The following is a 24,925-nucleotide window of genomic DNA, read 5'->3' on the forward strand; positions in this document are numbered from 1 at the left end:
ACGCATATGTCGACACGTCGTGATTTCATCAAACACCTGAGCCTGGTCGCCAGCCTGGGCGCGGCTGCATCTCTAGGCCTGGGTGTGAACGCCCCCCGGGTTCGTGCTGCGCTGGGCAACAGTTGGTACATGCCAGATGAGCATGGCCCGCAAGAACGGGTATTTCTGGCCTTCGCTGCTTCGGCGTCGATCTGGGATGATTGGGCCACAGCAGTGAACAACACCGTGGCCCTACTGGCCAAGACCATTGCCGAATATCAGCCGGTAACCGTGTTGTGCCGTGCTAATCAGCTGGGGCTGGCCAAGCAGAAATGCGGTACCCGCAACGTCACGTTCCTGACCATGCCGCTGGATGACATCTGGGTGCGTGACTACGGTGGTTGTTTTGTGGTTGACGGGCAGGGTGGGCGCGGTCTGGTCGACTTCAATTTCAATGGCTGGGGCAACAAGCAGACGGCCAGCCGGGATACCGAGGTGGCCGACATCCTGAGCGATGAGGGGTATGCCGCCTATATCAGCAGCATGCTCACGGGCGAGGGTGGCGGTATTGAGGTGGATGGCCATGGTACGGCGATCTTGACTGAAAGCTGCTGGGTCAACCGTAATCGTAATCCAGGCATGAGTAAGCTGCAGATCGAGACCGAGCTGAAGGCCAACCTCGGCTTGCGCAAGATCATCTGGCTGCCAGGCATCAAGGGCAAGGACATCACCGATGCCCACGTCGACTTCTATGCACGCTTCGTCGAGCCCGGAGTGGTCATCGCCAACCTGGACAATGATCCCGCGTCCTACGACTACGCCGTGACGCGCACGCATCTGGATATTCTCAAAGCGGCCACGGATGCCGATGGGCGCACGCTGACCGTGCACACCCTGCCGCCACCCCTGAAACCGCGTAGCCACCTGTACAGCAGAAATAACCCGGACTTTGCCCCCGGCTACATCAACTATCTACCGATCAATGGCGCGGTGATTGCCCCGCAGTTCGGCGACGCGGCGGCGGATAAGTACTGCAAAAATCTGCTGACCCGGCTTTATCCAGGGCGCGACATTGTGCAGGTGAATATCGATCCGATTGCCGGCGGCGGTGGTGGTATTCACTGTGTGACCAAGAACATGCCGCGCCTGTGATGTATTGGCTCAGGCAGGGCATTCCACGGCTGGGTCGCGGCGCAGGTGCAGAATCGGAAAGGGCCGTCCGCCGCCATCTAGCGGTGAGCGGCTTTCTACCTCGAAACCCTGGCTCAGGTAGAAACCCAGCGCCTTGGGGTTTTGTTCATTGACGTCGACCTGGGTTGCGCCGAGGCGCGTCACCGCATCACTGAGCAGAGCGCGACCAATGCCCGTGCCGTGGTTCTGTGGATCAACGAAGAGCATCTCAACCTTGCCCTCGGCATGGCCGAGAAAACCGCTGATCTTGCCATCCTCGCCACGGATGCAACTGAGCTGACCCTGAGGAAAATACTGCTCGACCAGTAAGGGCTTGAGCAGCTGAATGTCGTGCTCTTCGAGAAAATCATGGGTCGCGCGTACTGCCGCCTCCCACACTTCAAGCAGGCGCGGGAAGTCGGTGGCACTGGGTGTTTCGATCTGGTGTGGCATGTGTGGCTCATGATGCGATGAAAAAAGGGGCAAATCATGCGACTGATTTGCCCCTCCTGTCACTTGCTTGCGTCGAGTACCACGCGGTAACGCGCTTTACCCGCGCGCAGGTGGTCGATGGCCTCGTTGACCTTGCTCATGGGGAAGTGTTCGACCTGCGGCAGGATCTGATGGCGGGCGCAGAACTCGAGCATTTTCACCATATTGGCGGGCGAGCCGACCGGGGAGCCGGACATGCTCTTCTGCTTCGGAATCAGGTTGAACACATGCACCGGGATCGCGCTCGGTACGATGCCGACAAAGTGCAGGCGACCTTTGCCGCGCAGGGTGCCGAGCATGGCGTTCCAGTCCAGGTCCGCGCTGGCGGTGACCAGCAGGAAGTCCAGGCTGGCGGCAATGGCTTTCAGCGCAGCGCTGTCGGTCGATGCCACCACCTTGTGTGCGCCCAAGCGCTTGGCTTCGTCCTGTTTACTCAGCGATGAGGTGAAGGCGGTAACTTCGCAGCCCCAGGCATTGAGAAAGCCCAGCGCCAGGTGACCGAGGCCGCCGATGCCGACCACGCCGACTTTATCGGTGGGTTTTACGTCGAAATCCAGCAGCGGGCTGAACACTGTGGAACCGGCGCAGAACAGCGGGCCGACCAAGGCTGGGTCGAGACCGTCCGGCAGCGGTACGGCCCAGGCCCAGTGGCCGCGCAGGCGGTCGGCGAAACCGCCGTTGCTGCCAACAATCGTCGGCTTCACCGTGCCGCAGAGTTGGTGCGCACCTTCCATGCACGAGCTGCAATGCATGCAGCTGCCCTTGTACCAGCCGATGCCCACCCGCTGGCCGAGCTTGAGGCCACGCGCCTGCGGGCCGAGGCGCACCACAGTACCGACCACTTCATGGCCGGGGATAAAGGGATAGCGCGCATTGCCCCATTCGTTGTCGATCATCGACTGGTCGGAGTGGCAGATGCCGCAGTATTCCACCGCCACTTCCACCTCTTCGGCGCCCAGCGGGCCGGGGTCATAACTGTGCGGTTCGAGGGGCGCGCCGGGGGCTTTGGCAGCCCAGCCGGTAAAGGTTTCGACGATGGATTCGGGTGAACTCATAACAATGGCCTCGGGAGGGGGAACGCAACTTTGCCAGCATAGTCCAGCTACGCTGGCCAAGGCTTTGAGGATCACTCAGCCTGATAGTCCAACCTTGGCCTCGGTTACACTGGCCGCTTCGTAACCTGTTGCTGGATCACCTATGTCACGCCCACCTCGCCCTGCGTCCTCTCGTCCGCACAGCGGCAAACCTGCCGTGCGCCGCGTGGCCAAGGCGCCACCTGCCGAGCCACGGTTGTTGGTGCTGAACAAGCCCTTCGACGTGCTGACCCAGTTCAACGACGAGCAGGGCCGCGCCACCCTCAAGGACTTTGTCGATGTGCCCGGCGTCTATCCGGCTGGCCGGCTGGATCGTGATAGCGAAGGCTTGCTGCTGCTGACCAACGACGGTGGCCTGCAGGCACGCATCGCCGATCCCAAGCACAAGCTGGCGAAAACCTATTGGGTACAAGTCGAGGGTGAACCGAGCGAAGCGCAGTTGCAGCAGCTGCGTGAGGGCGTGCAATTGAATGACGGCCCGACCCTGCCGGCTGAAGCGCGTCTGTTAGATGAGCCGCAGTTGTGGGATCGCAACCCGCCGGTACGCTTTCGCAAAAGCATCCCGACGGCCTGGCTGGAACTGGTGATTCGTGAGGGCCGCAACCGTCAGGTGCGGCGTATGACAGCGGCGGTTGGCCTGCCGACGCTGCGCCTGGTGCGGGTGCGTATCGGCCCGTTCAGTCTGGATGATTTGCAGCCGGGGCAGTGGCGTGAAGTGCCACCTCGGCTGGCCTGATCAGTAGCCGGCTTTGATAACGGCGATGCCTTTATCCAGCACTTCATTCCAGGCGCTGCGGGTTTCGTTGCAGTACTGCTGGTCATGCTCGCCGATGGTCTGCAGCAGTGCTTGCTGCCACAGCACATACAGCTCAGGGCGAATGTCCATGGCGGCGCGGGAGTGGCTGCAGCCCAGGGCGCGCAACTTGGTGTCAGGCATGCCGCGCGCATGCATCACCAGGTTGAGAATGCCCTGGCGCAAGAGCAGCTTTTGCCCGTTCATCTCGGTATTGGCGAACTTCTCGCGCACCTCGGGTGAGCTGGCTAGGAAGTGCTGGTAGAAATTGTCGAAGAAATCAGGGCTGGCGCAGCAGCGGCCATAGCTCTGCATCACCCGGTCGGTGGGGGACATGAATACTCCTGGGGAACGGCGGAAAGCCGCATTCTAGCGCGGTTGGATGCGGCTGGGCGTGCAGTAGTCGGCGCGGGCAGCTTTATCAGCCGTGGATGCCGCGACTTACTTCGATGATGTAAGTGATGATCGGCTTGGCCAGGAAGGCGAACAAACACAGGCCCAGGCCGAGGAACAGGATCGCCGTACCCAGGCGGCCGGCTTTGGAGGTTTTTGCCAGGTCCCAGATGATGAAGAACATAAACACCATCAGCCCGCCGACCAGTGCGTACATCATCAGCGATTCGAACTGTTCGGTTTCCATTCGGGCCTCGTGAACCTGCAGGTGCTCGGCTGGGTGCCGAAAATCGATGCGTAGGTGGGCGCGGTGACGCTCGCCAGAGGGGCGCGATTATACGCGCCGTGGGCGGCCCTGCCAGCCGCGCATGACGAGGGTGCGGCGATCAGCCGCGCAGGTGCTGCAACGGCAGCTGGGTGCTGGAGAGAATCTGCTGCAGGACGAAGCTGGAGCGCACGCTGGAAACCCCCTCGATACGGGTCAGGGTGCCCAGCAGTAGCTGCTGGTAGTGATCCATATCCGGCACCACCACCTTGAGTTGATAGTCCGCGTCCATCCCGGTGACCAGGCAGCATTCGAGCACTTGCGGGCATTTGCGGATTTCTTCCTGAAAATGCTCGAAGCGTTCCGGGGTGTGCTTGTCCATGCCGATCAGCACGTAGGCGGTCAGCGTTAGGCCGAGCTGCTTGCGGTCGAGCAGGGCGACCTGGCCGAGGATATAGCCGTCATCTTCAAGCTGTTTGACTCGGCGCGAACAGGGCGAGGGTGACAGGCCGATGCGTTCGGCCAGGTCCTGGTTAGACAGGGTCGCGTCGCGCTGCAATTCGGCGAGGATATTCAGGTCGTAACGATCAAGTCTGTTCATCTTTGTCGTGCTTTCGTTATTTGATTGTTATGAATGATGCGCTTGTGGTGATTAATTGCGCAAGTGGTAGGCATATCAGCAATATTCGCAATCTTTCACTGCCTCGACGGGCGTAAGCTTTACCTCAACTTCAAGGCCCGGACGACACGTCCAGCCGCCTCGCCCAATCAGGTGAGCGGTCGCCGCCGATCCCACCGGATCGTCACGGCTCCCGGGTCCGCACTGCTCAACCAGGCAGGCGAAGAAAAGGCGTTACCATCGCCACAATGACGGACACGCAAAAAAGGGGAAGGCCTGCAGGCCTTCCCCTTTTTTGTGTCCGCCATCCTTGGCGGACCTTCGCAGCACGACGTCAAAATTGCTCCAGGCAGTTTTTTGTTGCCTGCTAGTTGCTTTTACGAGGCCGTCGCCGGTTTCACCACGTTGCTGGGGTCGGCATGCACCAGTACTTCGGCGCGGGGGAACTCGCTGCGGATCGCCGCTTCAACCTGATCACACAGACTGTGCGCCTGCTGCAGGCTTAGCTCACCCGGCAGTTCCACGTGTAGCTGCACGAACCAGTGAGTACCGGACAGCCGTGTGCGCAAGTCATGCACACCCAGCACGCCTGGTACGGCGCAGGCCAGGCTGTACATCTGCGTGCTGATCTGCGGGTCGAGCTCCTTGTCCATCAGCATGGTAGCGGCTTCGCGGACGATAGTGATGGCGCTCCAGAAGATATACAGCGCAATGCCGATGCCGAAGATCGCGTCCAGTTGTGGCCAGCCATAACTGGCCAGCAGCAACGCCACGAGGATGCTGCTGTTAAGCAGTAAGTCCGAACGGTAGTGCAGCGAGTCGGCGCGAATCGCCGTGGAGCCGGTCAGCCGCACCACATAGCCCTGGAACAGCAGCAGTGCGATGGTTACCGCCAGCGACAGTAGCATCACTGCGATGCCCAGGGCCGGTGCGCCAATTGGCTCGGGGTTGAGCAAGCGGTCGATGGCGTGGCTGCCCACCAGTAGCGCGCTGGCACCGATAAATAGCGCCTGGCCCAGTCCTGCCAGGGCTTCTGCCTTGCCATGACCGTAGCGGTGATCCTCATCGGCCGGGCGCAGAGCATAGTGCACGGCGATCAGATTGAGCAGCGAGGCGGCGCCATCGAGCAGCGAGTCGGTCAGCCCCGCCAGCAGGCTGACCGAACCGCTGAGCCACCAGGCGATGGCTTTAGCCAGCGCCAGAGTGAGGGCAGCCGCCAGCGCGGCGAAGGTCGCCAGGCGCATCAAACGGGCGTGTTGCGGCAGTATGTTCACGGGTTATCCAGAAGGTGCCTGTAAAAGGGCGGAGCCTGCTTTTAACGCAGCAGGGCCGACGCGCAGCTGATCGTCGGCAAGTTACTAGGCTGCTGGGCGCAGGCCATAGGCCGCCAGCTGCTCGACACTGCCGCTGTGCTGAATCAGACGCGGGTCATCCAGTGGCAGGCTGTGGCCCGTCTGCACTTCGATCAGCGCCTTGAGCTTGGCTGCGTCGATATTGCCGTCAGCATCCACCACATTCTGCAGCTCTTGTGGGTCAACCTGCGAGGTCAAACCGCCGGGCAGGTAGATCGCGCCGGTGGCGAAGTCGATACCAAAGGCGATCAGTCCCGGAATCACATAGAAAAGGATGCCGATAGCGTTGAGGCCGGCCACCATGGGGTCGATGCGGCCTTCGATCTGGCCGCGGCGATCCGGGAAGAACAAGGTGCCGCAGGCGGTCAGTTGAGTGAGCAGCGCGGCGACGATAAGGCCACCGATAACGCGGGTTTGGGTGCGCATTGAACATCTCCATGGAAAAAGTGGCGCAACTATACCAATGCCTGTATTGCAATGCCGCTGCATCAGACGCCACAGCTGCATTTCGTACGCGGCGATGGCTATAACTGAGACAGCACCAATACCCTACAGGTTCGCCGTTATAATCGTGCGCCTTGAATGGAGCCCGCATGAATTCCCTGCCAATCGATGTGCTGCTGCCTGAGCTGTGCCAGGCCCTTGCTCTGCGTGATGAAGCGGTGCTGGAAGCGCCTCCCGGTGCTGGCAAAACCACGCGGGTGCCACTGGCGTTGCTAACGCAGCCCTGGCTGGCCGGGCAGAGCATCATCATGCTCGAGCCACGGCGCCTGGCGGCGAGAGCGGCGGCCGAGCGACTGGCCAGCGAGTTGGGCGAGGCGGTGGGGGAAACCGTTGGCTATCGTATTCGCCTGGACAGCAAGGTCGGACCGCGTACCCGTATCGAAGTGGTCACCGAAGGCATCCTGGCTCGGCGGCTGCAGGACGACCCGGCGCTGGAAGGCGTTGGCGTGGTCATCTTTGACGAATTTCACGAGCGCAGTTTGGACGCTGATCTGGCTTTGGCGTTGTGCCTGAATGGCCGTGCGATGTTCCGTGGCGCGGACTCCGGCGAGCTGCCGCTGAAGGTGTTGCTGATGTCAGCGACCCTGGAAGGCGAGCGGCTGGCGGGGCTGCTCGGCGATGCGCCGGTGCTGCGCAGCGAAGGCCGAATGTTTCCGGTGGATATCCGCTGGGGCGCGCCCTGGCAGACGGGCGAGTGGCTTGAGCCGAAAGTGCTGCAGTGCCTGTTGCAGGCGCTGGCTGATGAGTCGGGCAGCCTGCTGGTGTTTCTGCCGGGGCAGGCGGAGATTCGCCGAGTCAATGAACAGCTGGCCGAATCCCTGGCCGGGCGTCGCGACATTCTGCTCTGCCCGCTGCATGGCGAACTGGACCTCAGCGCCCAGCGCGCCGCAATCGAACCCGCACCGCCGGGCCTGCGCAAGGTGGTGCTGGCGACCAATATCGCCGAAACCAGCCTGACCATCGATGGCGTGCGTGTGGTGATTGATGCCGGCCTGGCGCGGGTGCCGCGTTTTGACCCGAATAGCGGCATGACCCGTCTGGATACCCAGCGTATCTCACGTGCTTCTGCCACCCAGCGCAGCGGTCGTGCCGGGCGCTTGCAGCCGGGCGTCTGCTATCGTCTGTGGTCGCAGGCGCAGCATGAGCAATTGGCGGCCTACGGCACGGCGGAAATGCTCCAGGCCGATCTCGCCGGTCTGGCCCTGCAGTTGGTGCGTTGGGGCGTGCAGCCGGCCGAGCTGGTTTGGCTCGATCCGCCGCCGGCAGCCGCCTATGCCCAGGCTTTGGAGCTGCTGGCGCGACTGGGCGCGGTGGATGCTCAGGGCAAATTGACCGCTCACGGCCAGGCCATGGCCGAACTGCCGACTCATCCGCGTATCGCCCACCTACTGCTGCGTGGTCAGGAGCTGGGCTTGGGTGCACTCGCTTGCGATCTGGCAGCCTTGCTCGGCGAACGCGATATTCTGCGTGGCTCGGGGGCTGATCTGCACAGCCGGTTGGCCCTGCTGGCGGGTGAGTCACGCGGCGCGCGCGGCAGCCAGGGCGGGGTGCAACGTGCCCGGCAACTGGCCCGGCAGTTTCAGGGTTATCTCAAGCGCCGACCCAGTGCGCAGGCCGTCAGTGATCCCGAACATCCGCGCTGGCTGGGCGCCTTGCTGGCGTTTGCCTACCCGGACCGTATCGCCCAGCAGCGCCGTGCCGGGGGCGCTGAATATCGCCTGGCCAACGGCAGGGCGGCGCTATTTGCCGAGGTTGATGGGCTGATGAAGCACAGCTGGCTGGTGGTGGCTGACCTAGGCAGCCGCCAGGGCCAGCGCGAAGAGCGCATCTACCTGGCCGCCGAGTTGGAGCCGCAGTTGTTTGAGGGCGTGCTGGCCGAGCAGGTCAGCAACTTGGAAGTACTGGATTGGGATGAGCGCGAAGGCGCTCTGCGCGCAGAACGCCAGCGCAAGGTCGGTGAGCTGGTGTTGTCGCGTGAGGCGCTGACTGGGCTGGATGCGCAACAGCGCAGTCGCGCCATGCTCGGCCTGGTGCGGCGTAAGGGCCTGGCGCTGCTGCCCTGGACGCCGGAGTTACGCCAGTGGCAGGCGCGGGTGGCGTTGCTGCGCACGCTGGACCTGGCCAGCAAAGATGCCAGCGAGTGGCCGGATGTCAGTGACGATGCCTTGCTGACGACCCTGGAAGCCTGGCTGCAGCCCTATCTGGATAACATCACCCGGCTCAGTCATTTCGCCAACCTGGATTTACCCAGCCTGCTGCTCAACCTGCTGCCCTGGCCGCTGCCGCAGCGTTTGGATGAACTGGCGCCGCGCAGCGTGCAGGTGCCGTCCGGTTCGCGCATCAGTCTGGATTACAGCGAACAGCCGCCGGTGTTGGCGGTGCGCTTGCAGGAGTTGTTCGGCTTGGCCGATACGCCGCGCATTGCCGGCGGTCGTCAGGTGGTCAAGCTGCACCTGCTGTCGCCAGCGCGGCGGCCGGTGCAGGTTACTCAGGATTTGGCCAACTTCTGGCGCAGTACCTACGCCGAAGTAAAGAAAGACCTAAAGGGGAGGTACCCCAAGCATTATTGGCCGGATGATCCGCTTATCGCCGAGCCTACCGCGCGTGCTAAGCCGCGCAAGTAGGTTCAGGGCAGGTGTAGATCTTCGCCAGCCGCCTGTAGCTCGGCATAGGCCCGATCCAATGCATCACGCAGGGCTTCGGCGCCGGGCGCTTTACTGGATACGATCAACTTCAGCGGGATGCGCTGCAGTTCCACATACGGCAACTCGGACATGCCCAAGCGTTTGCGCGCCTGCTCCACCGGGGTCTGATAGTCGAGGAGGAAATCGCCGCGACGGCGCTGGAGCATTTCCAATGCGGCGGTGTGGGTGCCGGTGCGGTGTTGCTCAACAGCCAGCTGCGGGTCGTTGAGCATTGTGTTGACCGGCTGCCAGTAGGTGTAGCCGCTGATCATGATCACTCCACGGCCCTTGAGGTCGTCGGGTAGACGCGGCATCAGGGTGTCGCGGCGAAAATACAGGTTGAGCACGATCTCGCCCAGTTTGGTGTGCGTTTCCAGGGTGTGCTCGCGCAGTTCGATTTTGCCCGGTGCGCCAGGCCAGACTTGTACGCTGCCATCCTGTAAGGCGTTGTACAGACGCGCGCTGGGGTAGGAGCGCAGCTTGGCGCGATAGCCGGCGTGTTCCAGCAGGCGCTTGCTCAGCTGCAGGATGGCGCCTTTGGGGCGGCCCCGACTGTCGGTGTAGGAATACGGTGGGAATTCGTAATAACCGATCTGCACCAATGGTCGTGAATCATCGGTGAGAGCAGCGAGGCTGGAGCTGCAGTACAGGGCTGCAGCCAGTGCAAGGCAGAGAAATCGTGGCATCAAATGGGTACGTACTGCGGCTATCTGCCGTCTTTTCGTTATAAAAGTGTCACATTTGGCGAGAATGGCTAACTGCCAGCAACTTTGTCCAGTGGCTTGCTGAAAAAGCTTAGTCCAGCGTCGGCAGCAATAGGCGGGCGAGCACCGGCAGATGGTCGGAAATCCCTAGGCTGTCGTGCTGGCGTACCTGGCTGTCGAGTAGCGTCAGCTGTGGGCTGTGGAACAGGTAGTCGAGTGTGCGATCCGGGCCGGGCACTGTCGGGTCGTTGGGGTAATGGGTGTACCAGCGCGCCTGGTCGATGCCGTTGGCTTGCTCCAGGCTCGGCACCATCGGGTAGCGCTCGGCCAGTTGTTGCAGCTCACTATCCGGGCTGTACCAGCTGCGCTGGTTCTCGGGCAGGCGCTGGTATTGGCCAGGCGGCAGCAGGTTGAAGTCTCCGCCGATAACCCAGGGCGTGCCGTCGGCCTGGAGCTGATCAAGCAGGCTTCTGGTCATGGCCACCTGACGCTGCATGGTGTCATTGCCCTGGGCGAAGGCATCCAGGTGGGTATTGATGGCGACCAGATCGCCGCCGCCACGTACCGGCAGATGGCTGACCAGCAGGGCACGCTTAAGGTTGAACTGGCGACTGACCGGGTCGGCGGGCATCAGCGGCAGCTGCAGGCGTTCGGCGCGGGATATCTGGAAGCGACTGAGGGTGCCCAGCTGCATGCCGACGCTGCCGAGAATCTGCGGGTGCGGCACAAATGCGGCCCTCCAGTAATAGGCCTGGCTACTGCACGGGTAGAGGTCGCTCAGGCGCTCGTGCAGCAGCGCCAGCTGGTTCTGGTAGTCCGTGGCTTTGGCGCCGTTGTGCAGCTCCTGCAGCAGAACGATATCGGGCTGCTCGTCCCGCAGAATGCGCACCACTTCATCCAGGGTAAACGCCAGGTCTTCTGCGCTGGGGCGTTGGTCGGGGCCGTTGCCGTCCGCCAGGTCGTACCAGAACACATAGCGTTTGCCGGCCAGGTATTGAATGTTCCAGGTCATCACTTTCAAGGCCTGACCCGGTTGCAGTTGCGGCGCATTGGTCTGGCAACTCACCGGGGCGGCTTCGCGGGCGGCCGGGTGCCAGGTCAGGCTGTAGATCAGCGCGGCCAGCACGCAGAACAGGCTGGCCAGGCTGAGCAAGCAGAGGCGCAGAAGTCGGGGCAGGGGCATAAACAGGGTCGCCGGCGGGTGAACTATGCTGAGGAAGCATACCGGAGATGCGTGGCGCTGCCGATTCTGCAGCGCCTTGCTCGGGTGCCTCAGGAGGTCATATGAATAGCCCAACGATTGCCCAGCGCAGCCCCTATGCGGTTGCGGTCACGGCCGGCAGCGATTACTTCTGGTGCCGCTGCGGGCGCAGCGCTGCGCAGCCGTTCTGCGACGGTAAGCATAAAGGTAGCGATTTTACCCCGCTGAAATACCACGCGGACGAGGACGCTACTCTGTACTTTTGTGGCTGCAAGCACACGCAGACGTCGCCTTGTTGCGATGGCAGCCATAACAGGTTGTAGTAACGGCTTTGTAGTAACTGGGTCGGGGACAGGTTATGTACCGCAAGGTGTTCGCCAACAAGGTATTCGACCGCAAGGTTGTGGTGATTACGGGCGGCTGTGCCGGCATCGGCCGGGCGCTGGCCATGCGTTTGGCGCAGGCGGGCGCGCGCCTGGTGATCTTTGATCTGCAGCAGCAGGCGCTCGACAGCCTGGTGCAGCACCTGGCCGACCATCACAACGCCGAGGCCCTTGGCGTGCTCTGCGATGTCGCCGATGCTGCGGCGGTGGAGCGGGCGATGGCGCTGACCGTCGAGCGTTTCGGTGGCATTGATGTGTTGGTCAACAATGCTGGGATTACCCATCGCAGTAGTTTTGCCGACACCGAGCTGGCGGTATTTCAGCGGATTATGGCGGTCAACTATTTTGGCGCACTGCACTGCACCAAGGCCGCACTGCCCAGCCTGATCGCCCGCAGTGGACAGATTATTGTGCTCAGCTCGCTGTCAGGCTTCGCCCCGCTGCTTTACCGCAGCGCCTACAACTCCAGCAAACATGCCCTGCATGGTCTGTTTGAAACCTTGCGTTATGAGCTGAAAGGCTCCGGGGTCAATGTGATGCTGGTGTGCCCCGGTTTTACCGCCACCGACCTGCGCAAGAATGCCCTGGTTGGCGATGGTTCGGTGGCCGCGCAACCGCCGTTGGCTATGGGCAAAGTCGCTTCGCCGCAGGACGTCGCCGAGGCGATTTACCACGGCGCGTTGAAACGCCGTCGGCTGCTGGTGCTGTCGAATGTTGACTGGCGCGCGCGCGTGCTGGCGCGGTTCTTCCCACGGCTGTTTGAGCGGGTGCTGCTACCGCGCCTATCCGGCTTGAAGCCGCAGCGTGCAGGGCGCTTCTGATGCATCGTGCATGGCTGGGCCTGCTGCTGTTGCTCGGCGTGCCGCTGCAGGCCGAGGAGCCGCCCGCGCTGTTGGTCATGACTGATATCTGGCCGCCTTTTCGTATGCAGACGGGCGATGGCGCGCTGAGCGGCCTGGATATCGACTTACTCGATCAGCTCAGTCAGCGCACCGGGCTGCGCTTCGAGGTGCAGCGTGCGCCTTGGGCGCGTGGTCTGGCGGCGCTGCAGAGTGGCAAAGCCGATTTGATGACCGGCCTGGCGAAAACCCCCGAGCGGGAAGGTTATATCGATTATCTGCCGCAGCCCTATTACGCCTGTGCGCCGCGTTTCTATGCGACCCCCGCGCAGGCCAAGGCGCTGCAGAGCTATAGCCAGTTGGCCAGTCTGACCATTGGTCATGTGCTGGAGTCGGCGTACTTCGAGCCGTTTGATTCGGATCAGCAGCTGCGCAAAACCGCGGTCAACACGGAGAGCCAGCTGCTGGAAATGCTGGTGCGCGGCCGCCTGCAAACGGTGATTGGTACCGATTGCCAGGTCGACTATGAATTACGCGACGCGCGCTGGAATGGCCGTATCGCCAAGGCCGCGTTTCAGCCCGAGGCGCGTACCGATTTGTACATCGGATTCTCCCGCCAGCGCGGCTTGCAGGTGCAGTACCAAAAAGTGAATCAGGCCCTGGCGCAGATGCAGGCCGAGGGTTGGATCGCCAAGGCAGCGCAGCGCTATCAGTCCGCTGCGCCTTGAGCTCAAGCGCCTTTAGGCATCAATGCTCGTGCGGCTCGATATACACCTCGTAGACCATTTCCAAATCCCAGAACGCCGCTTCGATCTTGTGCCCGTCGAGGTCGCGGACAAAGCAGCCGTAGTAGGGCTCGCCATATTCAGCGCGTGGTCCAGGGGCGCCTTCATCGCTAGCGCCGGCTTCCAGGGCAGCATGATAGAAGTCATGTACCGCCGCCCTGTTCGATGCAACAAAGCCAAAGTGACTGCCATTGCCAATACTCGCCGGCTTGCCGTTGATCGGCGTTTGTACCCAGAACTCCGGGTATTCGCGGCCATAGGCGACTGCGCCAGGGTGGGCGAGTACGCGTTTGCAGCCGAGGGTAGCGAGGACCTGGTCGTAGAAGGCCGTGGCCTTGTCGAACTGATTGGTGCCGATGGAGATATGCGAAAGGATGCTGGGGTTGGCGTCAGCCATGGGCCTGTCCTCCTTGGGGTGTCGCTGGCGTTCACTCGACTTCGGGCTGGGCGCTGCGCAGCATAAATAGACGAAACAGCACTACGCTTGAGAATAGTTGTAAAAAGCGGCTTGCGCAGTCCAGCAGCAAACTGGCCAGGGCGTTATCAGTGAAGGCTTCGCTGGATTGACTCCAACCGTCGAGCAGCCACAGCGGCAGCATCACAATCAGGGTGCAACCGAGCATGGGCCAAAAGTAACCGCTGCTCAGTTGGAAGCTCTCGTGCAGCGCCTTCATCGGGCTCAGACCGCGCAACACCAGCAGGTATTCGGCAAACGCCAGTTTGACCATCAGCCAGATTCCCGGCAGAACGAATAGCGATGCGCCGAGCAGAATCGCCAGGGTATTGAGGCCCGCCAATAGGGCAAAGCTTGGCCACAGCCGCAGGCTGGCGGCCAGCAGGTCGCGAGCGCGCGGCTGCAGACCTTGGCTGCGTGCATCGAGAAACAGGATCAGCGCGGCGCTGTACAACGGGTAGAACAGCAAGCCGGCGAGCAGGCGCCAGAGGGTGGCGGATTCGGCGGCCACCATGCTGGTGACCTGCTGCAGCAGCAAGCCTTCGAGCACAATCAGCGGCAGGCACAGGCGGGCAATCGCCGTCAGGTTGTGGCTGAAGAAATACCAGGAGTCACGCAATACGGAGAGCATATTCATTGGGTAGGTCTTACTCGAATTCAGGCTCGCACTCTAGCTGATCCCAGTTGCCGTACCCAGTAACGTACCAAGCAGAACTGTGCTGCTTAACACCTCGGCATATTCATCGCGCAAGTTAGCCATGGCCATGGCATGCACCTCATCGGCACTGCGCAGTTGCCCGTGATAGTCAGTTTTGTCGAAGGTGTAGCAAGCATCCGCCACCACTTGCGTGATAAAGCCCAGATTGCTGGCGCTGCGTGCGGTGGCTTCGACCGAATTCTCACTGGCTACCCCGACAATCACCACGCGACGAATGTTGCGGGCATGTAGCCAGCGCTCGAGGCCGCTGTGGGTAAAGGCGTCGGTCACGTTCTTTTCGAAGACCTGCTCGGTAGCCCGTGGCGCCAGTGCGGGCTGGAATAACGTACCACTTTGCCCAGGTGCAAACACCGAGTCGGCCTGACGGGAAATATGGCGGATATGCACCAGCGGCAGGCCCGCACTGCGCCAGTATTCCAGAAGCTGAGCGATGCAGGCTTCTGCACCAGGGTTGTTGCGCGGCGTGCTGACGCGCTGGATGCCTTGCTGCATATCGATGATCAGCAGTGCGGGTGTCTCGTTCGGGTGTGGATGCATTTCGACCGTCCTTGGCTGTGGGCTGGCATACTGCGCGCTGACTTTAACCTGAGGGCTTTCTGCCCGTCAGCCGCATGATGAGGATTACCGGTGAAGAAGATCGCCGTATTCGCCGATGTACAGAACCTCTACTACACCGTGCGCCAGGCCTATGGTTGTCATTTCAACTACGCCGCGTTGTGGGCTGACATCAGCCAGCATGGGCAGATTGTCGAAGCCTATGCCTACGCTATTGATCGCGGTGATCAGAAGCAGCAGCAGTTTCAGCAGATCCTGCGCAACCTCGGTTTCACCGTAAAACTCAAACCCTTTATCCAGCGCAGCGATGGCTCGGCCAAGGGCGATTGGGATGTCGGTATCACCATCGACATCATGGATGCCGCGCCGCGTGTCGATGAGGTGGTGCTGGCCTCTGGTGACGGTGACTTCGACCTGCTGCTGGACAAGATCCGCGGCAGTTATGGCGTCGAAGCGGTGGCCTATGGCGTGCCGGGGCTGACCGCGCAATCGCTGGTGCGTGCGGCCAGCCGCTACGTGCCGATCGACGGCGCACTGCTGTTGAGAAATTGATTGATGCTTGCCGATTCCATTGCCGTACTCGATTTTGAAACCACCGGTATGTCGCCGGCCCAGCAGGCCCGCGCGACCGAGATCGGCGTAGTGATTGTCGAGGGCGGGCAGATCGTCGCCCGCTACCAGAGTCTGATGAACAGCGGTGCCTGGGTGCCGCCGTTTATTGAGCAACTCACCGGTATCAGCAACGCCATGCTGCGCACCGCACCGCCGGCTGCGCAGGTGATGCAGGAAGTGGCGGAGTTTGTCGGCGACCGTCCGCTGCTGGCGCATAACGCCAGCTTCGACCAGAAGTTCTGGGATGCTGAGCTGGCGCTGATCCGCCGTCGTCGCGTGCAGCCGTTTGCCTGTTCGCTGCTGCTGTCACGCCGCCTCTTACCGATGGCACCCAGTCATAAACTGGGCAATCTCAATCGTTGGGCAGGGTTGCCGGACACTGGTAAGGCGCACCGCGCCTTGGCCGATGCGGAGATGGCGGCCAACCTGACCTGCTTTATGGCGGCGCTACTGCGTGAGCGCCATGGCATCGCTGATATTTCCCATGAGCTGCTGTGCAACCTGCAGCGGGTGCCTGCGGCGAAGATGTCGCTGGCGTTGCAGAAGATCCGCGATCACGCCTTCGGTTGAAGGCGCTTTATCAGCTTGTTACATCTGTGTCGCAAGTATGGTGCGTGTCTGAATTAAGCTGGGCGTGCACCTATCCGGGGCTCTTTGTCGACAGAGGCACACAGCATGTTCGGTTTGTTTAAAAGCGATCCCGCAAAAAAGTTGCGTAAGCAATACAGTGCCAAGCTGGAAGAGGCCATGCTCGCTCAACGCAATGGCGATATCCGCAGCTATGCCACGCTGAGCGAAGAGGCGCAGGCGCTGTGGGCCCAGCTTGAGCCGCTGGAGCGCGACAAGCCCTGAAGAGGTTTGCGGGGATATAAAAAAGGCTGCCATTAGGCAGCCTTTTGCATTTTTGCGTGCGTTCAGTTGTGCGCCAGCTTCTGCTCGTACTGGGCGAGCATTTTCTGCGCGTGGGCCACTTCCAGGGCTTCCATGGCGTTGATCGGTTTGATCGCCACGGCCCGCTTGAGGTGCTGCAGGGCCTTGGCCTGTTCGTCGTCGCCGTATACATAGGTCAGGGCGTTGGCGTATTCGTAGTGGCCGATGGGCAGATTGTCCTGGGCTTTGAAGCTACGACTGAAGTACGTCTCCATATTGTCGGCACTGACCCCGTAGGTCATGCGCCCGACCAGCTTGCCGACCTTGCGGATCACTCCAGCCTCATAGCCGCCGTATAGCGCCAGGGCGAACGGCTGTTGAGGATGCTTGGCCAACAGGGCTTTCAGCTCTTCAGGGATCTGCGAGGTGTAGCCGCGCTTGAGCACCACCGGCACTGACAGTTCTTCTCCGAGGCGTGCCTTGGCGTACACCCGGCCGAATTGGGCCACGGTGTCGGCCTGTACCAGTTCGCCGGCCTGGTCGGTGTAGCTGATCACTTCTTCTAGCAACTTGTGCTTCTCGGTCTGGTCTGGCACCAGAAACATGGCGTAGACCACCTGGGCAAACATCGCCGGAACCTGTCCGCCAACGCCCAGGGCCAGGCCCTGTTGCTTCGCTTCGGCGAAATCGCCGCGGAACATCAACCGCCAGACGTCCTGCAGTTTTGCTGCGTAGGCTTCGGCTTCCTCCGGCTTGCCGGTAAAACCTGTATTAGCGAGCACGGTTTTTTCCAGTGCCTGGGGATGGCTGGTGGCCATGGTCACCACCCAGTCGGCGTCAGGGAACGGGTAGTCGGCGCCAAAGCCGCGGGTCAGTTGCGGCCAGGCTTGGCGTAGCTTGTCGCCCGAGTAGTCGTAGGCGCTTTGGTCGTAAGGGAAAGGTTTCCAGTTGTCAGCGGCGACAGCGCTGAAACTGCAGGCGGCAAGTAAGGCAATAAGGGTGCGGCGCATGGCGATGACCTGATTGTTGTTGTAGTTGGAATACGCCGATCATAGAGCGCTGCCACCTGTGTCCCACCCATCCAAGGATGAGTTGCACAGGTTTTCAGTTCGCCTGGGGCGCGCCACTGCCGACCTTAAGCATGGTTGTCCTTGTGCTGGAACTGCCGGCGGTACTGGTTGGGTGACAGTTCCGTGTGCTGACGGAACAAACGGGCGAAAAAGCTGGCATCGTCGTAACCGACTTCGTAGCTGATGGTCTTGATGCTTTTGCGGGTGGCGCTGAGTAGCCCCTTGGCGGTTTCGATACGCAGACGTTGCAGGTAGTGCAGCGGCTTGTCACCGGTGGCGGTCTGGAAGCGGCGCATAAAGTTGCGGATGCTCATGCCGTGTTCGCGGGCGACATCCTCGAAGCGGAACTTGTCGGCAAAGTGATCTTCCAGCCATTGCTGGATCTGCAGGATGGTCATGTCGTGGTGCAGCTTCTGCCCGCCAAAGCCGATGCGGCCGGGTGCGTAGTTGCGCTGCACTTCATAGAGGATGTCGCGGGCCACTCCCTGGGCCACGCTGGCACCGCAGTAGCGTTCGATCAGGTAGATATAAAGGTCGCAGGCCGAAGTGACACCGCCCGCGCAATACAGGTTGTCGGCATCGGATAGGTGCTTTTCCTGATTGAGCAGCACCTTGGGAAAGCGTTCGGCAAACTCGCTGAAGAAGCGCCAGTAGGTGGTCGCCTCCTTGCCATCAAGCAGGCCGGCCTGGGCCATCCAGAACACTCCAGTGGCTTCGCCGCAGATCGCGCTGCCGGCGGCGTGACGCTGTTTCAGCCAACTGAGCACTTGTGGGTGGCGCTGGCACAGGGCGTCGAAGTCATCCCAGAACGCGGGCAGGATGATCACGTCGGCATCTTCCAGGGCGCCGTCGACTGGGATCAATACATCGCTGAAGCTGCGCACCGGCTGGCCGTCGGGGCTAACCAGGTGAATTTCGAAGGTTGGCGTCAGGCCTAAGCCCTGCTGTTTGCCGTAGCGCAGGCTGGCCATATGGAAGAAATCCTTGGCCTGCATCAGCGTTGAGGCGAACACGCCTTCGGTGGCAAGAATGCTGACGCGGTGCAGCGGCGCTGGTGACTGAATAGGCATAGATATTGTTCTTATTAAGGCTAAGTGGTCATGAGCTGGCTGGATCGTCTTATTTTTTGGCGCTTGTGTCCAGTGTAACCAAGCGTTTGCTTGGCTAAAGTCGAGGCCACTTTAAAACCGCTCTATCAAGCAGGTGTTGCCATGATCCCCAGAACGATTTTCAGCTCCGAACACGAGCAGTTTCGCGACAGCGTGCGCAAGTTTCTTGAGCAGGAAGCCGTGCCTTTCCATCACCAGTGGGAGAAGGATGGGCATATCGATCGCGCGCTGTGGAATAAGGCGGGGGAGGCCGGCATGCTCTGTTCGCATATCCCGGAAGAATACGGCGGCATGGCTGCGGATTTCCTCTATAGCACCGTGGTGATCGAGGAAGTGGGTCGTCTGGGCCTGACCGGCATCGGTTTCTCCCTGCACTCGGATATCGTTGCGCCTTACATCCTGCATTACGGCAGCGAAGCGCAGAAACAGCATTACTTGCCCAAGCTGGTGAGCGGCGAGATGGTCACCGCTATCGCCATGACCGAACCGGGCGCCGGTTCCGACCTGCAGGGCGTAAAAACCACTGCCGTGCTGGATGGTGATGAATACGTGATCAACGGCTCGAAGACCTTTATCACCAACGGCTTTCTCGCTGACCTGGTGATCGTGGTGGCCAAGACTGACCCGAAAGCGGGCGCTAAGGGCACCAGCCTGTTTCTCGTCGAAGCCAATACGCCGGGTTTCTCCAAAGGCAAGCGCCTGGAGAAAGTAGGCATGAAGGCCCAGGACACCTCCGAGCTGTTCTTCCAGGACGTGCGCGTACCCAAGGAAAACTTGCTGGGCCAGGCAGGCATGGGCTTCGCCTATCTGATGCAGGAGCTGCCGCAGGAGCGTCTGACTGTCGGTATTGGCGCGCTGTCTTCTGCCGAGGCTGCGCTGCAGTGGACGCTAGAGTACACCCGCGAGCGCAAGGCGTTCGGCAAGGCGATTGGCGACTTCCAGAACACCCGTTTCAAACTGGCGGAAATGGCCACGGAAATTCAAATCGGTCGGGTGTTTGTCGATCGCTGCCTGGAGCTGCACCTGCAGGGCAAGCTGGATGTGCCGACCGCGGCGATGCTCAAGTACTGGGGCACCGACTTGCAGTGCAAGGTGCTGGATGAGTGCGTGCAGCTGCACGGCGGCTACGGCTATATGTGGGAATACCCGGTGGCGCGCGCCTGGGCCGATGCGCGTGTGCAGCGCATTTATGCGGGTACCAACGAGATCATGAAAGAAATCATCGCCCGTTCGCTGTAATCATTTGCGGAATAAAACAAGCCCGGCAATTGCCGGGCTTTTTTGTGCCGCTGTAACGGTCAGGGCGCTGGGTTGGGTTGGGCTTTGTGAATCGCTTCGATACCAGCCAGTACCTCGGCGGAGAGTTTCAGCTCGCTACTGGCCAAATTGCTGTCCAGCTGCTCCAAGTTGGTCGCGCCGATGATGTTGCTGGTGACGAACGGTTGCGCGGTGACAAAGGCTAGCGCCATCTGCGCTGGGTCCAGGCAATGCTCGTGCGCCAGGGCGACATAGCGTGTGCAGGCGCTTTCCGATTCCGGGTTGGTGTAGCGGGTAAAGCGGCTGAACAAGCTGATCCGGGCATCGGCAGGGCGTGCGCCGCCCTCGTACTTGCCGCTGAGCATGCCGAAGGCCAGGGGCGAGTACGCCAGTAGGCCGCATTGTTCGCGGATGGCAATTTCCGCCAGGCCTACTTCGAAGCTACGGTTGAGCAGGTTGTAAGGGTTCTGGATGGAAACGCTGCGCGGCCAGCCGCGTTGTTCGGCCAGCTGCAGGAACTTCATCGTGCCCCACGGCGTTTCGTTAGACAGACCAATATGGCGGATCTTGCCGGCTTTGACCTGCTCATCGAGGGCCTCCAGGGTTTCTTCTATAGGTGTGAAGTCGTTGTCTTGGTGGCGGTAGCCAAGTTGGCCGAAGTAGTTGGTCGGGCGTTCCGGCCAGTGCAGCTGATACAGGTCGATCCAGTCGGTCTGCAAGCGTTTGAGGCTGGCATCCAGTGCGGCAACGATGTGTGCGCGGTTGTGCTTGAGCTGACCGTCGCGGATATAACCTATGCCATTGCCGGGGCCGGCGATCTTGCTCGCCAATACCCAGTCAGCGCGATCACCGCGCTGTTTGAAGTAGTCGCCGATGATCTGCTCGGTCTTGCTGTAGGTCTCGGCGCGCGGCGGGACTGGGTACATCTCGGCAGTGTCTATGAAGTTCACCCCATAAACCTTGGCGCGTTCGATCTGGGCAATGCCCTCGCTGGCGCTGTTCTGTTCGCCCCAGGTCATAGTGCCGAGGCACAGGCTGCTGACCTTTAGGTCGGTGCGGCCAAGTTGGCGGTAATCCATTGCAGGCTCCTTAAGATACCGGTTGGCATAATCGTGTTGATATTCTCAGCGCAATCTGCATAATTGCGCACCTCTTTCTGCAGTGGAAGTGATGCGCCGCCTGCCGAAGAATCTTGCCGTATTACGGTCGCGCTGACCCGAGCCCCCGATAGCGCCTGTTTTCGGCTGCCTTTGACCTTGTCAAAGTACGCACTATTCAGTAAGATCCGCCGTCTTATTTATCAGGGCGGCCCCTGAGGCTATAAAGAATGAAAACTTTTACTGCTAAACCGGAAACAGTTAAGCGCGACTGGTTTGTCGTCGACGCTGCAGGTCAGACCCTGGGTCGTCTGGCTACCGAAGTTGCAAGCCGTCTGCGTGGCAAGCACAAGCCTGAATACACTCCGCACGTTGATACCGGCGACTACATCGTCATCATCAACGCTGAGCAGATTCGCGTTACCGGTGCCAAGACCACTGACAAGATGTACTACTCCCACTCCGGTTTCCCGGGCGGCATTAAGTCGATCAACTTCGAAAAGCTGATCGCTAAAGCCCCTGAGCGCGTGATCGAGACCGCGGTTAAAGGCATGCTGCCGAAGAACCCGCTGGGTCGCGACATGTATCGTAAGCTGAAAGTGTATGCGGGCGCTGCTCACCCCCACACTGCTCAGCAGCCCCAAGAACTGAAGTTTTAACGGAATAGTTCATTATGTCGGCGACTCAAAATTACGGCACTGGCCGTCGCAAGACTGCAACCGCTCGCGTTTTCCTGCGTGCTGGTACTGGCAAGATCTCCATCAACAACCGTACTCTTGACGGTTTCTTCGGTCGCGAAACTGCCCGCATGGTAGTTCGTCAGCCGCTGGAACTGGTTGAGATGACCGAGAAGTTCGATATCTTCGTTACCGTTATCGGTGGCGGCGTAAGTGGTCAGGCTGGCGCAATCCGCCACGGCATCACCCGCGCCCTGATGGACTACGACGAAGCTCTGCGTCCTGCGCTGCGTAAAGCTGGCTTCGTGACTCGCGATGCCCGTGAAGTTGAACGTAAGAAGGTTGGTCTGCGTAAAGCGCGTAAGCGTCCGCAGTACTCCAAGCGTTAATTCGCTACCTGCGTTCCCAGAAACGCCCAGTTTCCTTTCGGAGCTGGGCGTTTTTTGTGGGCGATTATTTGCTCTGCGGCATCATGCCGCATCCGTGGATGCCCTGATTTGTAAGGGGTTGCGTCCGCTCTGTCTGGGTAATTACCTTGTCAGTAGAGGGGCTTTTCTTTACCATTTGGCAAATTTTTTGCGCGACTCGATTTTTACCTAGTATAGGCCTGACCAACAGGCCATAAAGCTGATGGGAGACGACTGAATGAGCAATGACGGCGTGAATGCAGGCCGGCGTCGCTTTCTGGTAGCGGCCACCTCTGTGGTGGGCGCTGCAGGAGCGGTGGGTGCCGCGGTCCCGTTCGTAGGGTCCTGGTTCCCAAGCGCCAAGGCTAAAGCTGCCGGAGCACCTGTAAAGGTGAACGTCAGCAAAATTGAGCCGGGCCAGCAGATGGTTGCTGAGTGGCGGGGGCAGCCGGTGTTTATCGTGCGCCGTACTGAGGAGATTCTCGGTAACCTGGTGAAAATCGAAGGCCAGCTCGCAGATTTCGACTCCAAGGCTTCTGTACAGCCAAGCTATGTCGATCCGAAAACCCGTTCGATCAAGCCGGAAGTGTTGTTGCTGGTAGGGTTGTGCACTCACCTGGGTTGCGCGCCTTCCTTCCGTCCCGAAGTTGCGCCTGCTGATTTGGGTGCAGAGTGGGTGGGTGGTTATTTCTGCCCGTGCCACGGCTCGCGTTATGACCTCGCAGGTCGCGTGTACAAGTCCCAGCCCGCACCCTTGAACCTGCCAGTGCCGCCGCACACGTACGAGACGGATGATGTGATCATCATCGGTGTGGATCAGGAGCAAGCATGATGAGTAAATTCATGGAATGGGTCGATGCACGCTTCCCTGCGACCAAGATGTGGGAAGACCATCTCTCCAAGTACTACGCACCAAAGAACTTCAACTTCTTCTATTTCTTCGGCTCCCTGGCGCTGCTGGTTTTAGTTAACCAGATCGTTACCGGTGTCTGGCTGACGATGAGCTACACCCCGTCGGCCGAAGAGGCGTTTGCCTCGGTCGAGTACATCATGCGTGATGTGGAGTACGGCTGGATTCTGCGCTACATGCACTCCACTGGTGCTTCGGCGTTCTTCGTGGTGGTCTACCTGCATATGTTCCGCGGTCTGCTCTATGGCTCTTATCAGAAGCCGCGTGAGCTGGTGTGGATCTTCGGCATGCTAATCTATCTGATGCTGATGGCTGAAGCCTTTATGGGCTACCTGCTGCCATGGGGCCAGATGTCGTACTGGGGTGCCCAGGTAATCATTTCGCTGTTCGGTGCCATTCCGGTGATCGGTGCGGATCTGACTCAGTGGATTCGTGGTGACTACCTGATTTCGGGTATTACCCTGAACCGCTTCTTCGCCCTGCACGTGGTTGCCCTGCCGATCGTGATTCTCGGTCTGGTAGTGCTGCACATCCTGGCGCTGCACGAAGTTGGTTCGAACAACCCTGATGGCGTTGATATCAAGAAAAAGAAAGATGAGAACGGTATCCCGCTCGACGGCATTGCTTTCCACCCGTACTACACGGTGAAAGACATTGTTGGTGTTGTGGTGTTCCTGTTTATCTTCTGCTTCGTTATCTTCTTCTTCCCGGAAATGGGTGGTTATTTCCTCGAGAAGCCAAACTTCGAAGTCGCTAACTCGTTCAAGACGCCAGCGCACATTGCCCCTGTTTGGTACTTCACTCCGTTCTACGCGATTTTGCGTGCGGTGCCGGACAAGTTGCTGGGTGTAATTGCCATGGGTGCGGCTATCGCCGTGTTGTTTGTGTTGCCATGGTTGGACCGTAGCCCGGTTAAATCGATGCGTTACAAAGGCTGGATGAGCAAGATCTGGCTGCTGGTGTTCTGCGTGTCTTTCGTGATTCTTGGTGTTCTCGGGGTTCTGGCTCCGACTCCGGGTCGTACGCTGTTGTCGCAGGTGTGTACCTTCCTGTACTTCGCGTATTTCATCCTGATGCCGTTCTACACCAGGATGGAAAAAACCAAACCGGTTCCGGAAAGGGTGACGGGCTGATGAAAAAGCATTTTGCAGCACTGATTATTGCGCTCCTGCCAGGTCTTGGCTTTGCCGCTGGTGCTCTTGAGCACCCGCTAGATAAGGTCGATATTGATCTGACCGATAAAGCCGCTATGCAGGATGGTGCGCGTACCTTTGCTAACTATTGCATGGGCTGCCATAGCGCCAAGTTCCAGCGTTACGAGCGCGTAGCAAATGACTTGGGTATTCCGCATGAGGTTATGCTGAATAATCTGGTTTTTAATGACGCCAAGATCGGCGACCACATGAAGATCGGCATGCAGCCATCTGATGCCAAGGCTTGGTTCGGTGCAGCTCCGCCTGACCTGACTCTGGTTGCTCGTGTGCGTGGTAATGACTGGCTATACACCTACCTGCGTACCTTCTATGAAGATACCGCGCGTCCGCTGGGTGCCAACAATATGGTGTTCCCGAACGTGGGCATGCCGAACGTGTTGGTCGGCCTGCAGGGGCGTCAGTACATGGGTTGTAAGCAGGTGCAAGTGGTTGAGGACGGCAAGAAGCTGTTCGATCCATTGACCGGTACGCCGATTACTCATGAGGCTTGCGATCAGTTGGTGGTTGAGCCTAAGACTGGCCAGCTGAATGCTGAAGAGTTCGATGAGAAGATCAAAAACCTGGTCACCTTCCTCGCCTACTCGGCCAATCCAGTCAAATTGCAAAGTCAGCGTATCGGTACCTACGTTCTGCTGTATCTTGCCTTCTTCTTCGTGTTCGCCTATCTGCTCAAGCGCGAATACTGGAAGGATGTGCATTAATTCTTTGCATCTCCGCT

30 protein-coding genes are annotated in these 24,925 nt (G+C 60.1%); 15 read left to right on the forward strand and 15 right to left on the reverse strand.

The window, feature by feature from the left end:
- The first annotated feature begins 6 nt into the window (after window positions 1-6).
- Complete coding sequence (locus ACIGEK_RS07465; protein WP_397492677.1) at window positions 7-1,131, forward strand: agmatine/peptidylarginine deiminase; 1,125 nt, start codon at window positions 7-9, stop codon at window positions 1,129-1,131.
- A gap of 9 nt (window positions 1,132-1,140) precedes the next feature.
- On the opposite strand, the gene ACIGEK_RS07470 is transcribed toward ACIGEK_RS07465, so the two are convergent.
- Together ACIGEK_RS07470 and ACIGEK_RS07475 are read right to left on the reverse strand one after the other, a co-directional pair.
- Window positions 1,141-1,602, reverse strand: coding sequence for a GNAT family N-acetyltransferase (locus ACIGEK_RS07470; protein WP_397492678.1), 462 nt, complete (start codon window positions 1,600-1,602; stop codon window positions 1,141-1,143).
- Between the two features lie 59 nt (window positions 1,603-1,661).
- Complete coding sequence (locus tag ACIGEK_RS07475) at window positions 1,662-2,696, reverse strand: NAD(P)-dependent alcohol dehydrogenase (protein ID WP_397492679.1); 1,035 nt, start codon at window positions 2,694-2,696, stop codon at window positions 1,662-1,664.
- A gap of 205 nt (window positions 2,697-2,901) precedes the next feature.
- Here ACIGEK_RS07475 and ACIGEK_RS07480 point away from each other — a divergent pair, with 205 nt between their 5' ends.
- Complete coding sequence (locus tag ACIGEK_RS07480) at window positions 2,902-3,471, forward strand: pseudouridine synthase (protein ID WP_397493099.1); 570 nt, start codon at window positions 2,902-2,904, stop codon at window positions 3,469-3,471.
- On the opposite strand, the gene ACIGEK_RS07485 is transcribed toward ACIGEK_RS07480, so the two are convergent.
- The 5 genes from ACIGEK_RS07485 to ACIGEK_RS07505 form a co-directional block, all read right to left on the reverse strand.
- On the reverse strand, window positions 3,472-3,864 hold the full coding sequence (locus ACIGEK_RS07485) for a globin (protein ID WP_160013211.1): 393 nt from the start codon (window positions 3,862-3,864) through the stop codon (window positions 3,472-3,474).
- 85 nt (window positions 3,865-3,949) lie between these two features.
- Window positions 3,950-4,168, reverse strand: a complete 219-nt coding sequence (locus ACIGEK_RS07490; RefSeq protein WP_090381947.1) for a DUF2788 domain-containing protein — start codon at window positions 4,166-4,168, stop codon at window positions 3,950-3,952.
- 139 nt (window positions 4,169-4,307) lie between these two features.
- Window positions 4,308-4,787, reverse strand: coding sequence for an Lrp/AsnC family transcriptional regulator (locus tag ACIGEK_RS07495; RefSeq protein ID WP_339522983.1), 480 nt, complete (start codon window positions 4,785-4,787; stop codon window positions 4,308-4,310).
- 395 nt (window positions 4,788-5,182) lie between these two features.
- Window positions 5,183-6,049, reverse strand: a complete 867-nt coding sequence (locus tag ACIGEK_RS07500) for a cation diffusion facilitator family transporter (RefSeq protein WP_397493100.1) — start codon at window positions 6,047-6,049, stop codon at window positions 5,183-5,185.
- A 114-nt stretch (window positions 6,050-6,163) separates the two neighbouring features.
- Complete coding sequence (locus ACIGEK_RS07505) at window positions 6,164-6,583, reverse strand: polyribonucleotide nucleotidyltransferase (RefSeq protein ID WP_397492680.1); 420 nt, start codon at window positions 6,581-6,583, stop codon at window positions 6,164-6,166.
- Between the two features lie 167 nt (window positions 6,584-6,750).
- Between ACIGEK_RS07505 and hrpB the strand changes: the two genes are divergently transcribed.
- On the forward strand, window positions 6,751-9,285 hold the full coding sequence (hrpB, locus tag ACIGEK_RS07510; protein WP_397492681.1) for an ATP-dependent helicase HrpB: 2,535 nt from the start codon (window positions 6,751-6,753) through the stop codon (window positions 9,283-9,285).
- A 2-nt stretch (window positions 9,286-9,287) separates the two neighbouring features.
- On the opposite strand, the gene ACIGEK_RS07515 is transcribed toward hrpB, so the two are convergent.
- Window positions 9,288-10,031, reverse strand: a complete 744-nt coding sequence (locus ACIGEK_RS07515; protein ID WP_397492682.1) for a substrate-binding periplasmic protein — start codon at window positions 10,029-10,031, stop codon at window positions 9,288-9,290.
- A 109-nt stretch (window positions 10,032-10,140) separates the two neighbouring features.
- Window positions 10,141-11,232 (reverse strand): endonuclease/exonuclease/phosphatase family protein, encoded by a 1,092-nt coding sequence (locus ACIGEK_RS07520; RefSeq protein ID WP_397492683.1) that lies wholly within the window; start codon window positions 11,230-11,232, stop codon window positions 10,141-10,143.
- Window positions 11,233-11,333: 101 nt separating this feature from the next.
- Between ACIGEK_RS07520 and ACIGEK_RS07525 the strand changes: the two genes are divergently transcribed.
- Genes ACIGEK_RS07525 through ACIGEK_RS07535 form a run of 3 tightly spaced genes read left to right on the forward strand, consistent with a single transcriptional unit; the run spans window position 11,334 to window position 13,200 of the window.
- On the forward strand, window positions 11,334-11,573 hold the full coding sequence (locus tag ACIGEK_RS07525) for a CDGSH iron-sulfur domain-containing protein (RefSeq protein ID WP_397492684.1): 240 nt from the start codon (window positions 11,334-11,336) through the stop codon (window positions 11,571-11,573).
- A gap of 35 nt (window positions 11,574-11,608) precedes the next feature.
- Entirely contained in the window at window positions 11,609-12,454 is an 846-nt protein-coding gene (locus ACIGEK_RS07530; RefSeq protein WP_397492685.1) for an SDR family oxidoreductase, read from the forward strand.
- Window positions 12,454-13,200 (forward strand): substrate-binding periplasmic protein, encoded by a 747-nt coding sequence (locus tag ACIGEK_RS07535; protein WP_397492686.1) that lies wholly within the window; start codon window positions 12,454-12,456, stop codon window positions 13,198-13,200. Before ACIGEK_RS07530 ends, ACIGEK_RS07535 begins: the two co-directional genes overlap by 1 nt.
- A 19-nt stretch (window positions 13,201-13,219) precedes the next feature.
- On the opposite strand, the gene ACIGEK_RS07540 is transcribed toward ACIGEK_RS07535, so the two are convergent.
- From ACIGEK_RS07540 to ACIGEK_RS07550, 3 genes are read right to left on the reverse strand one after another with little or no spacing between them, the layout of a single operon-like run.
- Window positions 13,220-13,654 (reverse strand): VOC family protein, encoded by a 435-nt coding sequence (locus ACIGEK_RS07540; protein ID WP_397492687.1) that lies wholly within the window; start codon window positions 13,652-13,654, stop codon window positions 13,220-13,222.
- A 31-nt stretch (window positions 13,655-13,685) separates the two neighbouring features.
- Window positions 13,686-14,348, reverse strand: coding sequence for a YciC family protein (locus tag ACIGEK_RS07545; protein ID WP_397492688.1), 663 nt, complete (start codon window positions 14,346-14,348; stop codon window positions 13,686-13,688).
- 33 nt (window positions 14,349-14,381) lie between these two features.
- Complete coding sequence (locus tag ACIGEK_RS07550) at window positions 14,382-14,966, reverse strand: cysteine hydrolase family protein (protein WP_397492689.1); 585 nt, start codon at window positions 14,964-14,966, stop codon at window positions 14,382-14,384.
- Window positions 14,967-15,056: 90 nt separating this feature from the next.
- Between ACIGEK_RS07550 and ACIGEK_RS07555 the strand changes: the two genes are divergently transcribed.
- The 3 genes from ACIGEK_RS07555 (at window position 15,057) to ACIGEK_RS07565 (ending at window position 16,448) form a co-directional block, all read left to right on the forward strand.
- Complete coding sequence (locus tag ACIGEK_RS07555; RefSeq protein ID WP_108489414.1) at window positions 15,057-15,536, forward strand: NYN domain-containing protein; 480 nt, start codon at window positions 15,057-15,059, stop codon at window positions 15,534-15,536.
- Between the two features lie 3 nt (window positions 15,537-15,539).
- The gene (locus ACIGEK_RS07560; protein ID WP_397492690.1) at window positions 15,540-16,166 is read left to right on the forward strand and encodes a PolC-type DNA polymerase III; all 627 of its coding nucleotides are present in this window, start codon (window positions 15,540-15,542) and stop codon (window positions 16,164-16,166) included.
- Between the two features lie 105 nt (window positions 16,167-16,271).
- Window positions 16,272-16,448 (forward strand): DUF6435 family protein, encoded by a 177-nt coding sequence (locus ACIGEK_RS07565; RefSeq protein WP_397492691.1) that lies wholly within the window; start codon window positions 16,272-16,274, stop codon window positions 16,446-16,448.
- Window positions 16,449-16,510: 62 nt separating this feature from the next.
- Here the strand turns inward: ACIGEK_RS07565 and ACIGEK_RS07570 are convergent, their stop codons facing one another.
- Complete coding sequence (locus ACIGEK_RS07570) at window positions 16,511-17,476, reverse strand: hypothetical protein (RefSeq protein WP_397492692.1); 966 nt, start codon at window positions 17,474-17,476, stop codon at window positions 16,511-16,513.
- Between the two features lie 125 nt (window positions 17,477-17,601).
- Complete coding sequence (locus ACIGEK_RS07575) at window positions 17,602-18,507, reverse strand: GlxA family transcriptional regulator (RefSeq protein ID WP_397493101.1); 906 nt, start codon at window positions 18,505-18,507, stop codon at window positions 17,602-17,604.
- Window positions 18,508-18,747: 240 nt separating this feature from the next.
- Here ACIGEK_RS07575 and ACIGEK_RS07580 point away from each other — a divergent pair, with 240 nt between their 5' ends.
- Complete coding sequence (locus tag ACIGEK_RS07580) at window positions 18,748-19,884, forward strand: acyl-CoA dehydrogenase family protein (protein ID WP_397492693.1); 1,137 nt, start codon at window positions 18,748-18,750, stop codon at window positions 19,882-19,884.
- Between the two features lie 59 nt (window positions 19,885-19,943).
- On the opposite strand, the gene ACIGEK_RS07585 is transcribed toward ACIGEK_RS07580, so the two are convergent.
- Window positions 19,944-20,981 (reverse strand): NADP(H)-dependent aldo-keto reductase, encoded by a 1,038-nt coding sequence (locus tag ACIGEK_RS07585; RefSeq protein ID WP_397492694.1) that lies wholly within the window; start codon window positions 20,979-20,981, stop codon window positions 19,944-19,946.
- 248 nt (window positions 20,982-21,229) lie between these two features.
- On the opposite strand from ACIGEK_RS07585, the gene rplM reads away from it, so the two are divergent.
- The 5 genes from rplM to ACIGEK_RS07610 all read left to right on the forward strand — a co-directional run bounded on the left by rplM (window position 21,230) and on the right by ACIGEK_RS07610 (window position 24,908).
- Window positions 21,230-21,658, forward strand: a complete 429-nt coding sequence (rplM, locus tag ACIGEK_RS07590) for a 50S ribosomal protein L13 (RefSeq protein ID WP_090249152.1) — start codon at window positions 21,230-21,232, stop codon at window positions 21,656-21,658.
- Window positions 21,659-21,672: 14 nt separating this feature from the next.
- Window positions 21,673-22,065: a 30S ribosomal protein S9 gene (gene rpsI, locus ACIGEK_RS07595; RefSeq protein ID WP_090249150.1), complete on the forward strand. Its 393-nt coding sequence runs from the start codon at window positions 21,673-21,675 to the stop codon at window positions 22,063-22,065.
- A 256-nt stretch (window positions 22,066-22,321) separates the two neighbouring features.
- Window positions 22,322-22,915: a ubiquinol-cytochrome c reductase iron-sulfur subunit gene (gene petA / locus ACIGEK_RS07600; protein ID WP_397492695.1), complete on the forward strand. Its 594-nt coding sequence runs from the start codon at window positions 22,322-22,324 to the stop codon at window positions 22,913-22,915.
- Entirely contained in the window at window positions 22,915-24,126 is a 1,212-nt protein-coding gene (locus ACIGEK_RS07605) for a cytochrome bc complex cytochrome b subunit (RefSeq protein ID WP_397493103.1), read from the forward strand. Before petA ends, ACIGEK_RS07605 begins: the two co-directional genes overlap by 1 nt.
- Window positions 24,126-24,908 (forward strand): cytochrome c1, encoded by a 783-nt coding sequence (locus ACIGEK_RS07610; RefSeq protein ID WP_397492696.1) that lies wholly within the window; start codon window positions 24,126-24,128, stop codon window positions 24,906-24,908. Before ACIGEK_RS07605 ends, ACIGEK_RS07610 begins: the two co-directional genes overlap by 1 nt.
- The last annotated feature ends 17 nt before the right edge of the window (window positions 24,909-24,925 follow it).

Origin of the sequence: Pseudomonas sp. NPDC079086, assembly GCF_044542155.1 — a bacterium.
GTDB lineage: Bacteria > Pseudomonadota > Gammaproteobacteria > Pseudomonadales > Pseudomonadaceae > Aquipseudomonas.